The following is a 16,322-nucleotide window of genomic DNA, read 5'->3' on the forward strand; positions in this document are numbered from 1 at the left end:
ACTTAGACCAATGCAAAAAAAATTAAACATACCCAAGGTCTCCAAAAACAGTAAACCTTGCCTGACCTACTCCATTTACAACAGCAAGCCCCAGCCTTTCCTGAGTGCGGTTCAACGCCATGACAATTTCCTCACAAGTAAACAACAAGAATCAAAGGAACGAATAACAACACCGTACCCACCCCAGCAACGAGATAGACAAACCAACCGCCATCCCCTTTATACCGCCCGCCAGTCACTACATAAAGAATTGCAAATCCAATTTTACAAAGGATTTTATGCACTAAAATCTCTAACAAAAAATCCAACACACGCTCACCTCATTCAAAACCAGCAAAACAACAAGCCCCAAAACAAGGTCGCAAACTCAAAAAACCTTACTCCATTACACAGCCACATAAACTCTAGGCAAAAAAGAGGTGCACCACTCCCGGCACACCTCTTTCTCAGGCTCACTGCCAGTTAGCAGCCAGCACAGCCTCCAGTTGCGTTTGTTGCGCAGCTGTCAGGTTTCTCTCTGCACCGGCATCCACCCCGAATGACGCCATGCTGTCGACCAGGTTTTGTACCTGGCTGTCGAGCAAGGTTTTGCCATCGGCCGTTTTGAACTGATCCACCTGGTAGTCGTTGGCTGCATACCAATTGTTTACCAACACCTTGTCGTTGGTGTCGATGACACTGACTTCCAGATCGTTGCCACTGCGGCGGAACCACAGGTCCTCCAGGCTGACATCGGCACCGAACTGCAACACATCCGTACTGCTTCCGGTGTCGTAGTTGCTGATGGTGTCTCTGCCCGAACCGATGCCGAACTCGTAGGTGTCACTGCCATCACCACCGTTAAGGTAGTCATTGCCAGTGCCGCCATTGAGCACGTCATTGCCCGTCCCACCATAGAGCGTGTCGTTGCCGGCATCACCGAACAGGCTATCGTTGCCTGTGTCGCCATACAGCGTATCGGTGCCCGCACCGCCGAACAGGTTGTCATTCCCGGCATCACCAAAGAGACTGTCATCGCCGTCGCCAGCGCTGATGACATCGTCACTGGTGTAGCCACGCAGGGTCTGATCGGATGCATTGCCGAGCAATACGTGCGACTTGATGAGCGACTGGTTCCAGATCGTGCCATCGGCAAATTGCAGTTGGTCGATCTGATAGCCGCCCGCGGCGTCCTCGGAGAAGTGACTCATCACTCGCAGACTGTCAGTCGTACCGTTCACACGAATGATCAGATCATTGCTCTCACGAACGATGCTGACATCGTTCGCATTGAGATCAGCAAGCTTCACGGTATCGAGTTTGCCGGTACGGCCTTCGTGGGCGTAGTAGATGGTGTCCTGGCCTGCGCCTTTACCGAACAGGTAGGTATCGTCGCCGTTACCGCCGTTCAGTTGGTCATTGCCTGCACCGCCGTCCAGGACGTCGTTGCCGTCTCCGCCATAGAGCGTGTCATTTCCGACACCACCTTGCAGCCAGTCGTCGCCCGCATCGCCATTAAGCGCGTCAGCGCCAGCACCGCCGTACAAGGTGTCATTGCCACTGCCACCATTGACCGTGTCGTCGCCAGCACCCGCGTCGATCACGTCATTGCTGGACGTACCCGACAGCGTTTCATCGATGTCAGTGCCTTGCAGCACCTGGAACTTGATCTGGTCCTGATCCCAGAAGCTGCCATCGGCAAACTGGATACGATCGATTTGATAACCGCCAGCGGCGTCACTCTGGAAGTGGTAAACCACTCGCAGGCTGTCGGTGCTGCCCAATACACGGATGATCAAGTCGTTACCGTCACGGCGCACGCTGACATCAGAGGCATTGAGGTCGGTAAGCTTGATGGTATCGAGCTTGCCCTCACGGTTTTCATAGGCGTAATAAATGGTGTCCTGACCCGCTCCCTTGCCGAACAGATACGTATCGTTGCCATCACCACCGTCGAGCTGATCGTTGCCCAGGCCGCCATCAAGGATGTCATCGCCGGTGCCGCCATTGAGCGTGTCGCTACCCGAACCACCCTGCAGCAGATCATTGCCAGCGTTGCCGTTCAGCGTATCGGCTCCTGCGTTGCCAATCAGTGTGTCGTTGCCGGCAGCACCGTTGATGACGTCATCGCCCTCTCCCGCATCGATGACATCGTTACCCTCGGTGCCCGTGAGGGTTTCCTCGGCTTCGCTGCCCTGCAACACCTGATTCTTGATGGCTGCCTGATCCCAGAAACTGCCATCGGCGAACTGGATGCGATCAATCTGATAGCCAGAGGTCGCATCATTCATGAAGTGATAAACGACGCGCAGACTGTCGGTACTGCCCAGCACACGAATGAGCAGGTCGCTACCATCACGACGCACGCTGACATCTGCGGCATTCAGGTCAACCAACTTGACGGTATCGAGCTTGCCCGCACGGTTTTCATAGGCGTAGTAAATGGTGTCCTGACCGGATCCCTTGGCAAACAGATAGGTATCGTCGCCATCTCCGCCATCGAGACGATCGTTACCCGCACCGCCATCAAGGATATCGTTACCAAGACCGCCATTAAGGGTGTCGTTACCCAGACCGCCCAGCAACAGATCATCTCCGGCTTCACCATTGAGAGTATCTGCGCCCTTGCTGCCTGACAGCGTATCGTTGCCGCTGCCACCATTGACGGTGTCGTCACCGGCGCCTGCATCAATGCTGTCATTAGTGGCGGTACCCGCCAGCGTCTCATCGGCATCGGTACCTTGCAGAACGGCGGACTTGATCGCGGCCTGATTCCAGGTGCTACCGTCAGCGAACTGGATCTGGTCGATCTGGTAACCATAGGTTGCGTCATTGGTGAAGTGGCTCACCACGCGCAGGCTGTCGGTGGTGCCCAGCACGCGAATGAGCAAGTCGTTACCCTCGCGACGCACGCTCACATCCACCGCATTCAAGTCGATCAGCTTCACTGTATCGAGCTTGTCTGAGCGCCCCTCATAGGCGTAGTAGATACTGTCCTGACCCGAGCCTTTGCCGAACAGGTAAATGTCGTCGCCATTTCCGCCGTCCAGCATGTCATTGCCAGCACCACCATCGAGTTGGTCGTTGCCATTGCCGCCGTTGAGAGTGTCCTTACCGTCGCCCCCGTTCAGCACATCATTGCCATCCTCGCCATTCAAGGTGTCGGCACCGCTACCGCCCGAAAGGGTGTCGTTGCCGCTGCCACCGTTGATGACATCGTCACCCGCAGCGGCATTGATGGTGTCATCACTGCTCGTACCGGCCAGAGTTTCATCCGCCTCAGTGCCTTGCAGCACTTGCGCCTTGATCGCGGTTTGATCCCAGAAGCTGCCATCAGCAAACGCAATCCGGTCGATCTGATAACCCGCAGTGGCATCGCTCATGAAGTGATAGACAACGCGCAAGGTGTCGGTCGTGCCGTTGATACGGATCACCAGGTCATAACCATCACGCGCCACGCTGACATCGGCGGCATTGAGATCAACCAGTTTCACCTGATCGACCTTGCCTGCGCGGCTTTCATTGGCGTAGTAGATGGTGTCCTGGCCCGAGCCTTTACCGAACAGATAGGTATCGTCACCGGCACCGCCATCCAGACGGTCATTGCCAGCACCGCCATCGAGGATGTCATTGCCGCTGCCACCGTAGAGGATGTCGTTGCCCGATCCGCCTTGCAGCAGGTCGTTACCCTCGTCGCCGTTCAGGGTATCGGCACCATCGCCTCCCAACAGGCTGTCGTTGCCTGCTGCGCCACTGAGGGTGTCGTCGCCTGCGCCGCCATCGATCAGATCATCGCTGGCAAAACCGGCCAGTGTCTGATCAGCAGGGCTGCTGGTCAGCACTTGTACTTTTATTGCGCTCTGATCCCAGAAGCTGCCGTCGGCAAACTCGATACGATCGATCTGATAACCAGCCGTGGCGTCGCTCATGAAGTGATAGACAACGCGCAAGCTGTCGGTCGTGTTGTTGATACGAACAACCAGGTCATAACCATCGCGTGCGACGCTGACATCGGCTGCATTCAGGTCAACCAGTTTGATGGTATCGACCTTGCCGACACGACTTTCGTTGGCGTAGTAGATGGTATCCTGGCCCGAGCCCTTGCCGAACAGGTAGGTATCGTCACCGGCACCACCATCCAGGCGATCATTACCCGCACCGCCATCGAGTACATCGTTGCCAGCACCGCCGTTGAGGGTGTCATTGCCCGACCCACCTTGCAGCAGATCATTACCCTCTTCACCGTTCAGGGTATCGGCACCCGAACCACCGGCCAGGCTGTCGTTGCCAGCACCACCGCTGATGGTGTCGTCGCCGGCACCCGCTTCGATCAGATCATCGGTGGCGTAACCCGCCAGAGACTGGTCGGCATCATTGCCTTGCAGTACCTGAGTCTTGATCGCGTCCTGATCCCAGGCGCTGCCATCGGCAAACTGGATGCGGTCGATCTGATAACCGGAGGTCGCATCACCCATGAAGTGATAAACGACGCGCAGGGTATCGGTCGTGCCGTTGATACGAATAACCAGGTCATAACCGTCACGCGCCACGCTGACATCGGCAGCATTCAGATCAACCAGTTTGACCTGATCAAGCTTGCCTGCACGACTTTCATTGGCGTAGTAGATGGTGTCCTGACCCGAGCCCTTACCGAACAGGTAGGTATCGTCACCGACACCACCGTCAAGACGGTCATTACCCGCTCCACCATCGAGGATGTCATTGCCTGACCCGCCATTAAGGACGTCATTGCCCGCCCCGCCTTGCAGCAGGTCATTGCCCTCGTCGCCGTTCAGGGTATCGGCACCGGAACCACCGGACAGGTTGTCGTTGCCAGCAGCACCACTGAGGGAGTCGTCACCGGCACCGCCCTCGATCAGATCATCGCTGGCGTAACCCCACAGAGACTGATCGGCATCACGCCCTTCCAGAACCTGGGTCTTGATGGCCTGCAGATCCCAGACGCTACCATCGGCAAACTGGATCTGGTTGATCTGATAGCCATAGGTCGCATCGTTGATGAAGTGATTGCTGACTCGAATGCTGTCCGTGGTACCGATCACCCTGATCACAAGGTCACTGCTTTCACGGGAGACGATCACATCGCTGCTGTTCAGCCCGACCAGTTGGACGGTATCGACCTTGTTCTGCGTTGAATCATAAGCCGAGACAATATCCTGGCCTGAGCCCTTGCCGAACAAGTAGGTATCATTACCGGCACCGCCATCCAGACGGTCATTGCCCGCACCACCATCAAGTACATCGTTACCGGCGCCACCGTTGAGGGTGTCATTACCGGCACCGCCTTGCAGCAGATCGTTACCCTCTTCACCATTCAGGGTATCGGCACCGGCACCACCTTCGATCAGATCATCGCTGGCGTAGCCCCACATAGACTGATCGGCATCACGCCCCTTCAGCACCTGGGTCTTGATGGCCTGCTGATCCCAGACAGTGCCATCTGCGAACTGGATCTGGCTGATCTGATAACCATAGGTCGCATCGCTCACGAAGTGGCTGCTGACTCGAATGCTGTCCGTGGTACCGATCACCCTGATCACCAGGTCATTGCTTTCCCGGGAAACAATCACATCGCTGCTGTTCAGCCCGACCAGCCTGACGGTATCGACCTTGTTCTGCGTTGAATCATAAGCCGAGACAATGTCCTGGCCCGAGCCCTTGCCGAACAGGTAGGTGTCATCACCGGCACCGCCATCCAGACGGTCATTGCCCGCACCGCCATCAAGCACATCGTTGCCGACACCACCGTTGAGGGTGTCATTACCGGCACCACCTTGCAGCAGATCATTACCCTCTTCACCGTTCAGGGTATCGGCACCGGAACCACCGACCAGACTGTCGTTGCCAGCACCACCGCTGAGGGTATCGTCACCAGCACCACCATCGATCTGGTCATCACTGGCGTAGCCCCACAGAGACTGGTCGACATCACTGCCCTGTAGCACCTGGGTCTTGATGGCCTGCTGATCCCAGATGCTGCCATCTGCAAACTGGATCTGGCTGATCTGATAACCATAAGTCGCATCGCTGACAAAGTGGCTGCTGACTCGGAGGATGTCCGTGGTACCGATTACCTTGATCACCAGGTCATTACTTTCGCGAGTCACAGTGACATCGCTGCTGTTGAGCCCGACCAGCCTGACGGTATCGACCTTGTTCTGCGCTGGATCATAAGCCGAGACAGTATCCTGGCCTGAACCTGCGCCAAACAGATAGGTGTCATTGCCAGAACCACCGTCCAGACGGTCATTACCGGCACCACCGTCTAGCACATCGTCGCCACCATAACCGTAGAGCGTATCGTTACCGGCACCACCGGTGAGGGTTTCGCTTCCTTCCGTGCCGGAGACAGTCAATGCACTGACCACTGCAGGTGTGAACAGATTGGCGCTGATGTCTTCCTTGTTCCAGATCACCCCATCGGCAAATTGCACCTGATCAATGTTATAGCCGTAGAGAACGCTGGTGCTGAAGTGCGAGCTGACCCGCAAGGTTTCACCGCTGTCCTTGATCTGGATAATCAGATCATCGGACTCACGGCGCAGTACCACATCGTCGGCATTCAGGCCTTCCAGGCGAATCACGTCCAGTTTGTTGGCCGTGGTGTCGTTGTAGGCGTAGTTGTTGATGGTGTCCTGGCCCGAGCCCTTGCGGAATACGTAGGTATCGGAGCCGTAGTCACCACTCAACGAGTCATTGCCACTGCCTCCATCCAGAGTGTCGTTGCCATCTCCACCATTGAGGGTGTCACGGCCATCGCCACCGTTGAGGATGTCATCACCGGCACGGCCATTCAGGGTGTCGTTGCCCGACAGGCCAAACAGACTGTCTGCCGACTCGTACCCTGTCAGGGTCTCATCGACTTCCGTACCGGTCAGCAGCGCTGTACGAATCTGCTCATTGCTCAGCACCGTACCATCGGCAAACTGCACCTGATCAATGTTATAGCCGTAGAGAGCGCTGGTGCTGAAATGCGAGCTGACCCGCAGGGTTTCACCGCTGTCCTTGATCTGGATGATCAGGTCATCGGACTCACGGCGCAGCACCACATCGGCAGCGTTCAGGCCCTCCAGACGGATCACGTCCAGTTTGTTGGCGGTGGTGTCGTTGTAGGCGTAGTTGCTGATGGTGTCCTGGCCCGAGCCCTTGCGGAATACGTAGGTGTCGGAGCCGTAGTCACCACTCAACAAGTCATTGCCACTGCCTCCATCCAGAGTGTCGTTGCCATCTCCACCATTGAGGGTGTCATTGCCATCGCCGCCGTCGAGGATATCGTCACCGGCACGACCATTCAGGGTGTCGTTGCCCGACAGGCCGAACAGATTGTCTGCCGACTCGTAACCTGTAACGGTCTCATCAACTTCGGTACCGGTCAGCAGAGCCGTACGAATCTGTTCGTTGCTCAGCGTCGTGCCATCGGAAAACTGAATCTGGTCAATGTTATAGCCGTAGAGAACGCTGGTGCTGAAGTGCGAGCTGACCCGCAGGGTTTCACCGCCGTCCTTGATCTGGATGATCAGGTCATCGGACTCACGGCGCATCACCACATCGGCAGCATTCAGGCCTTCCAGACGAATCACGTCCAGTTTGTTGGCCGTGGTGTCGTTGTAGGCGTAGTTGCTGATGGTGTCCTGGCCCGAGCCCTTGCGGAACACGTAAGTGTCGGAGCCGTAGCCACCGTCCAGCGAGTCGTTACCGATACCGCCGTCCAAGGTGTCGTTGCCATAACCGCCAGTCAGCGTGTCATTGCCTGCACCACCCAGTAACGTGTCGTTACCGTCTTCACCGTTAAGGGTGTCGCGGCCGTCACCACCGTCGAGAATGTCATCACCGGCACGGCCATTCAGGGTGTCGTTGCCCGACAGGCCGAACAGGCTGTCTGCCGACTCGTAACCTGCAAGGGTTTCATCGACTTCGGTACCGGTCAGCAACGCCGTACGGATCTGCTCATTCGTCAGTACCGTGCCATCGGCAAACTGCACCTGATCGATGCCGTAGCCATAGATCGCACTGCTGTAGAAGTGCGAGCTGACCCGCAAGGTTTCACCGCTGTCCTTGATCTGGATGATCAGGTCATCGGACTCACGACGCATGACCACATCGGCAGCGTTCAGACCTTCCAGACGGATCACGTCCAGTTTGTTGGCCGTGGTGTCGTTGTAGGAATAGTTGCTGATGGTGTCCTGGCCCGAGCCCTTGCGGAACACATAAGTGTCGGAGCCATAGCCGCCATCCAGTGAGTCATTACCACTGCCGCCGTCCAGGATGTCATTGCCATAGCCTGCGGTCAGAGTGTCGTTACCTGCGCCGCCCAACAATGTGTCGTTGCCATCTTCACCGTTGAGGGTGTCACGGCCATCGCCACCGTCGAGGATATCGTCACCGGCACGACCATTCAGGGTGTCGTTGCCCGACAAGCCGAACAGACTGTCTGCCGACTCGTACCCAACAAGGGTTTCATCGACGTCCGTACCGGTCAGCAGCGCTGTACGAATTTGCTCATTGCTCAGCACCGTACCATCGGCAAACTGCACCTGATCAATGTTATAGCCGTAGAGAACGCTGGTGCTGAAATGCGAGCTGACCCGCAGGGTTTCACCGCTGTCCTTGATCTGAATGATCAGGTCATCGGACTCACGGCGCATCACCACATCGGCAGCGTTCAGGCCCTCCAGACGGATCACGTCCAGTTTGTTGACCGTGGTGTCGTTGTAGGCGTAGTTGCTGATGGTGTCCTGGCCCGAGCCCTTGCGGAACACGTAAGTGTCGGAGCCGTAGCCACCATCCAGCGAGTCGTTACCACTGCCGCCGTCCAGGGTGTCATTGCCATAGCCACCGGTGAGGGTGTCATTGCCTGCCTCGCCCAGCAGCGTATCGTTGCCATCTTCACCGTAGAGCGTGTCCTTGCCGTCACCACCTTCCAGGGTGTCGTTACCGGCACGGCCGTAGAGAATGTCGTTGCCCTGGGCGCCGGACAAACGGTCATCGCTCGCGTAACCGGTAATGCTGTCGTCGGTTTCTGTGCCAATCAGCAAGGCTGCTGTGATCTGAGCCTGATCCCAGACGACACCGTCAGCGAACTGCAACTGGTTGATCGCATAGCCATAGCTTGGATCGCTGTAGAAATGCGAGCTGACCCGCAGGGTTTCGCCCGTCTGACGAATCTGGATCACCAGGTCATCAGACTCGCGGCGGATGCTGACATCTTCCGTGGTCAGCCCCTCCAGACGCACAACATCCAGCTTGTCCGGCGTGGTGTCGTTGTAGACATAGTTGTTGATCGTGTCGCGACCATAGCCCTTGCCGAAAACATAAGTGTCAGAGCCTTTGCCGCCGTCCAGGGTGTCGTTACCGGCACCACCATCAAGCAGGTCGTTACCCGTTCCACCGCTCAGCGCATCGTTACCTGCGCCACCCAGCAGCGTATCGTTGCCGTCTTCACCGTAGAGCGTGTCCTTGCCATCGCCCCCATCAAGCACGTCATCGCCAGCACGGCCACTCAGGGTGTCATTGCCCGACTGACCGATGAGGTTATCGTCGCTGGCATAGCCAGTAACACTGTCATCGCCCTCGGTACCCACCAGCAAGGCTGCCGTGATCTGCGCCTCGTCCCAGACAGTGCCATCGGCAAACTGCAACTGGTTGATCGCATAGCCATAGCTTTGATCAGTGTTGAAGTGATAGCTGACCCGCAGAGTTTCGCCCGTCTGGCGAATCTGGATCAGCAGGTCGTCGGAGTCTCGGCGGATACTGACATCGCCGGTATTCAAGCCCTCCAGACGAACGACATCCAGCTTGTTGGCCGTGGTGTCGTTGTAGACATAGTTGCTGATGGTGTCCTGCCCGGCCCCCTTGCGGAAAATATAAGTATCCGAGCCTTTTCCGCCCTCAAGCGAATCGTTGCCCGCACCGCCGTCCAGAATATCGTTGCCGTTGCCACCGCTCAGGCTGTCGTTGCCGATACCGCCCAGAAGAGTGTCATTGCCCTCTTCGCCGTAGAGGGTATCGCGACCATCACCACCGCTCAGCAGATCGTCACCAGCACGACCATAGAGTACGTCGTCGCCTTCCAGACCGACCAGTTCATCAGCCGTCGCATAACCGGTAATGTTGTCGTTGCCCTCCGTGCCAATCAAAAGCGCTGAAGTGATTTTGGCCTGGTCCCAGACCGTGCCATCAGCGAACTGCAACTGATCGATCGCATAGCCGTAGCTTTGATCGCTGTAGAAATGCGATCCGACCCGCAGGGTTTCGCCGGTCTGACGGATCTGGATCAGCAGATCGTCGGACTCGCGGCGGATACTCACATCATCGGCGTTCAAGCCTTCCAGACGCACAACATCGAGCTTGTTCGGCGTCGTGTCGTTGTAGGCATAGTTGCTGATGGTGTCCTGGCCCGAGCCTTTGCGGAACACATAGGTATCGGAGCCAAAGCCACCGTCCAGCGAGTCATTGCCGCTGCCGCCGTCCAGAATGTCGTTGCCGGAACCACCGGTCAGCGTGTCATTGCCTGCACCACCCAGCAGAGTGTCATCGCCTGCTTCGCCGTAGAGGATGTCTCTGCCATCACCGCCATCGAGCACATCATTGCCATTGCGGCCATAGAGGGTGTCATTGCCTGCCAGCCCGGACAGCGTATCGGCCGTGTCATAACCCGTGAGGGTATCGTTGCTTTCAGTGCCATCGAGAAGGGCTGCGGTGATCTGCGCACGATCCCAGACGGTGCCATCGGCGAACTGCAGTTGGTCGATGGCATAACTCCAGTTGCTGGATTCAGCACTGAAATGCGAACGGATGCGCAGGGTCTCACCGGTCTGGCGAATCTGCACAATCAGATCATCGGACTCGCGACGCAGACTGACGTCTTCGCCATTCAAGCCATCGAGACGCACTACATCGAGTTTGTTGACGGTCGTATCGTTGTAAGTCGAGTTATCGATTGCATCGGAGCCAGAACCTTTGGCGAAGATATAGGTGTCCGATCCCTTGCCGCCTTCAAGCGTGTCATTACCAGCACCGCCATCCAGTACATCGTTACCGTTTCCGCCACTCAGACTGTCGTTGTCGGCACCGCCTGACAGCGTGTCATCACCATCGTCGCCATATAACGTATCGCGCCCGGCACCTCCCAGCAGAGTGTCGTTGCCGAGGGCACCATACAGCGTGTCATTGCCTGCCAGACCTTGAAGGGTATCGTCGGTGTCGTAGCCGGTAAGCGTGTCGTTGAACTCGCCGCCCGTCAGCAGAGATGCCTTGATTTGCTCCACGCCCCAGACCGTACCGTCAGCGAACTGCAGTTGATCGATGGCGTAGTTGTAGTAAGTGCTGGCAGGAGAGAAGTGTGAGGAAACACGCAGGGTATCGCCGGTTTCCTTGATCTGGATGACCAGATCACTGGACTCGCGACGCAAGCTGATATCGGCCAGGTTGAGGCCTTCCAGACGGATCACATCCTGTTTGCCCACCGCAGTTTCGTTGTAGACGCCGTTGGAAATGCTGTCCTGGCCAGAGCCCTTGCGGAAGACATAGGTATCGGAACCATAGCCGCCATCCAGCGAGTCGTTACCGCTGCCGCCATCAAGTACGTCATTGCCATAGCCGCCGCTGAGCGAGTCATTACCTGCACCACCCAGCAAGGTGTCGTTACCTTCGTCACCATTCAAGGTGTCCGCACCGTTGCCACCGTCAAGCACGTCATCGCCTGCACGGCCACTGAGCGTGTCATTTCCGTCCAGCCCGGAGAGGTTGTCTGCTGTGGCATAACCTGTGAAGGTATCAGCACCTTCCGAAGCCTGAACAACAACAGACTTGATCTGCGCGCCATCCCATACGGAACCATCGGCAAACTTCAGTTGATCGATGGCATTGGTCGAGGTGCCTTCCTGGCTGAAATGCGAGCGTACGGTCAGGGTATCGCCTGTCGCCTTGATCTGAATGACAAGGTCGTCGCTCGAACGAGAGAACCGCAGATCGGCCGGATTGAGGCCGTCGAACTGGATGGCATCGATCTTGTCTGCCGCCGTTTCGCCGTAGGTTCCGTTATTGATAACGTCCTGACCATAGCCCTTGGCAAACCGGTAAGTGTCGGAGCCACGACCACCGTCAAGGGTATCGTTGCCGGTGCCGCCATCAAGGATGTCGTTACCGTCTTCGCCATTCAGGTAATCCGAGCCGGCACCACCGTTCAAGGTGTCCTGGCCAATGCCGCCGTACAGGGTGTCGTTACCACCATCGCCATTCAGAACATCGTCACCGGCAAGGCCGTTGAGGGTGTCGCCTCCCAGACCACCACTGACACGGTCATCAGAGGCGTAACCGGTCAGAACATCACTGCCGTCGGTACTGGTAAAAGCAGCCATGATCTTGACTTGCTCGACGTTCCACTGCGTACCGTCAGCGAAGCGGATCTGCTCTATAGCGTATGGAGTATCGCCGTCATTCTGGAAGTAGCTGGAAACAGTAACTTTGTCAGTGGCATTTTTCAGCGACAGCACCAGATCATTGCCTGACCGGGTGATGATGATATCGCCAGGAAGGATATCGGCTGCGAACTCGATAGCGTCAGTCTTACCCGCACTTGAGTCGTAGTTGTTGATCGAGTCCTGGCCCCAGCCACGGCTGAAGCGGTAGGTATCGGAGCCATCCCCCCCTATCAGATAATCGTTGCCGATACCGCCATCCAGTTGATCGTTACCCGAATCGCCATACAGCGTGTCGTTGCCTTCATCGCCTGCCAGAGTGTCATTACCATCGCCGCCAGTCAGGTAGTCCGAGCCCTCGCCACCGGACAACCGGTCGGTACCAGTTCCTCCGTACAGATAGTCATTTCCGGCTTCACCGAGCAGAGTATCGTCACCGGCTTCGCCAGAGAGACTGTCCGTACCGGCACCACCTTGAAGGGTGTCGTTGCCTGACTGACCATACAAGTTGTCATCACCCAGACCGCCGTTCAGGGTGTCATCGGTGGCGTAGCCCCAGAGATTGTCATTGCCGTCTGTAGCAATGACCGCAGAGGCGTTGATCTGATCGAGACTCCAGGTGGTGCCGTCAGCAAAACGGATCTGCTCCAGGATGTAGGAGCTAACGCCATCATTCTGGAAGTAACTGGAAACGGTGATTTTGTCAGTAGTATTTTTAAGCGACAGAACCAGATCATTGCCGGAACGAGTGACAACAATATCGCTCGGGAGAATATCGGCTGCGAACTCGATAGCATCGGTCTTGCCGGTACTTGAGTCGTAGTTGTTGATCGAGTCCTGGCCCCAGCCACGGCTGAAGCGGTAGGTATCGGAGCCATCCCCCCCTATCAGATAATCGTTGCCGATACCGCCATCCAGTTGATCGTTACCCGAATCGCCATACAGCGTGTCGTTGCCTGCATCGCCTGCCAGGGTGTCATTGCCATCGCCGCCAGTCAGGTAGTCCGAGCCCTCGCCACCAGACAACTGGTCGGTACCAGTTCCACCGTACAGATAGTCATTTCCGGCTTCACCGAGCAGAGTATCGTCACCGGCTTCGCCCGAGAGACTGTCCGTACCGGCACCACCTTGAAGGGTGTCATTGCCTGCCTGACCATACAGGCTGTCATCACCCAGACCGCCGCTCAGGGTGTCATCAGTAGCGTAGCCCCAGAGATTGTCATTGCCGTCTGTAGCACTGACAGCAAAAGCCTTGATCTGATCAATACTCCAGGTGGTGCTGTCAGCAAAACGGATCTGTTCCAGTACATAGGGGGTAACACCATCATTCTGGAAGTAGCTGGAAATCGTGATCCTGTCAGTGGCGTTTTTCAGCGACAGCACCAGATCATTGCCTGAACGGGTGATGATGATATCTGTCGGGAGAATATCTGCTGCAAACTCGATAGCATCGACCTTGCCGGTGCTTGAGTCGTAGTTGTTGATCGAGTCCTGGCCCCAGCCACGGCTGAAGCGGTAAGTGTCGGAACCTTCTCCGCCAGACAGGTAATCGTTGCCCAGGCCACCATCCAGTTGGTCATTGCCCAGGTCGCCATAAAGGTAGTCCGAACCCTCACCACCCGATAACCGGTCGTTACCAGTACCACCGTACAGATAGTCATTTCCGGCTTCACCGAGCAGAGTATCGTCACCGGCTTCGCCAGAGAGACTGTCCGTACCGGCACCCCCTTGAAGGGTGTCGTTGCCTGACTGACCATACAGGTTGTCATCACCCAGACCGCCGCTCAGGGTGTCATCAGTGGCGTAGCCCCAGAGATTGTCATTGCCGTCTGTAGCAATGACAGCAAAAGCCTTGATCTGATCAATACTCCAGGTGGTGCCGTCAGCAAAACGGATCTGTTCCAGTACATAGGGGGTAACACCATCATTCTGGAAGTAGCTGGAAACCGTGATCCTGTCCGTAGAGTTTTTCAGCGATAGGAGCAGATCATTGCCTGAGCGGGTGATGATGATATCTGTCGGGAGAATATCGGCTGCAAACTCGATAGCATCGACCTTGCCGGTGCTTGAGTCGTAGTTGTTGATCGAGTCCTGGCCCCAGCCACGGCTGAAAAGGTAAGTGTCGGAGCTTTCTCCTCCATAGAGGTAATCGTTACCCAGGCCACCATCCAGTTGGTCATTGCCCAGGTCGCCATAAAGGTAGTCCGAACCCTCACCACCCGATAACCGGTCGTTACCAGTACCACCGTACAGATAGTCATTTCCGGCTTCGCCGTGCAGGGTATCGTCACCGGCTTCGCCCGAGAGACTGTCCGTACCGGCACCCCCTTGAAGGGTATCGTTGCCTGACTGACCATACAGATTGTCATCACCCAGACCGCCGCTCAGGGTGTCATCAGTGGCGTAGCCCCAGAGACTGTCATTGCCGTCTGTAGCAATGACGGCAAAAGCCTTGATCTGATCAAGACTCCAGGTCGTGCCATCAGCAAAACGGATCTGTTCCAGTACATAGGGGGAAACACCATCATTCTGGAAGTAGCTGGAAACCGTGATCCTGTCCGTGGCGTTTTTCAGCGACAGCACCAGATCACTGCCTGAGCGGGTGACAACGATATCTGTCGGAAGAATATCGGCTGCGAACTCGATAGCATCGACCTTGCCGGTGCTTGAGTCGTAGTCGTTGATCGAGTCCTGGCCCCAGCCGCGGCTGAAGCGGTAAGTGTCGGAACCTTCTCCGCCAGACAGGTAATCGTTACCCAGGCCACCATCCAGTTGGTCATTGCCCAGGTCGCCATAAAGGTAGTCCGAGCCCTCACCACCCGATAACTGGTCGTTACCAGTACCTCCGTACAGATAGTCATTTCCGGTTTCACCGAGCAGAGTATCGTCACCGGCTTCGCCCAAGAGACTATCAGTACCGGCCCCCCCTTGAAGGGTGTCGTTACCTGACTGACCATACAGGGTGTCATCACCCAGACCGCCACTTAAAACGTCGTTCGAGGAGTAACCCCATATCACGTCATTTCCAGACGTAGGTACCGAAACGAAAGCTTTTATTTGCTCCAATTCCCACATGACACCATTGGCGAAATGAATGGCTTCAAGCTGGTAACTGCTAACCCCATCATTTGAAAAATAGCCATAAACCGTAATCTTGTCGGCACTCCCCCTAAGCGAGAGAACCAGATCTAAGTAGCTACGTGAAACCTCAATATCGGCAGGCGAAATATCAGCAGAAAATTCGATTACGTCACGTTTGCCAGTACTGAGATCATAATTCCTGACGGCATCTTGCCCCCACCCGCGGCTAAAATAATACTTATCTGAACCCGCACCACCGGACAGGTCATCATTACCTGCCCCACCATTTAGCAGGTCATTGCCTTCATCACCCGAAAGTCTATCGGCACCCACACCGCCAACAAGAATATCGTCTCCTACACCACCGTAAATTGCGTCATTACCTTCACCCCCCACCAAAACATCATTACCCTCATTACCGACAAGATTGTCTTCCCCCGCCCCACCGTGAAGATAATCCTCGACAACAGATCCTAGTTGCGAGTCATTGCTTGAATCCCCTATGAAAACTTTATTTACACCTGAATACAATTCTCTCAGCTGCAACTTCTGGGCATCTGTCAGTTCAGCCAACCAGATACTCAGTTGCTCACCCCACTCTCCATTCTCCATACCAATAGAAAGCTCTGACGCATCAACAATGCCCTGAACGGGGTCAGCGGCATGAGTCTCAATGAGTTTCTGGGTTATACGAGATGTATCAACACCTAATCCCTCGGCGCTGAGAGTAAAGCGCAGCTGCGACACATAATCACTTAACCGTGTCTGAAGCACCAGACTTGAATAAACCGAAGACGTCAGAGTATCGTAAGCCTTGTTGAT

1 protein-coding gene is annotated in these 16,322 nt (G+C 56.1%); it reads right to left on the reverse strand.

What is annotated here, in order from left to right:
* Window positions 1-452 precede the first annotated feature (452 nt).
* Window positions 453-16,112: a calcium-binding protein gene (locus CKW23_RS14005; RefSeq protein WP_371856569.1), complete on the reverse strand. Its 15,660-nt coding sequence runs from the start codon at window positions 16,110-16,112 to the stop codon at window positions 453-455.
* Window positions 16,113-16,322 lie beyond the last annotated feature (210 nt).

The organism is Pseudomonas sp. Irchel 3A18, from assembly GCF_900187465.1.
GTDB lineage: Bacteria > Pseudomonadota > Gammaproteobacteria > Pseudomonadales > Pseudomonadaceae > Aquipseudomonas > Aquipseudomonas cichorii.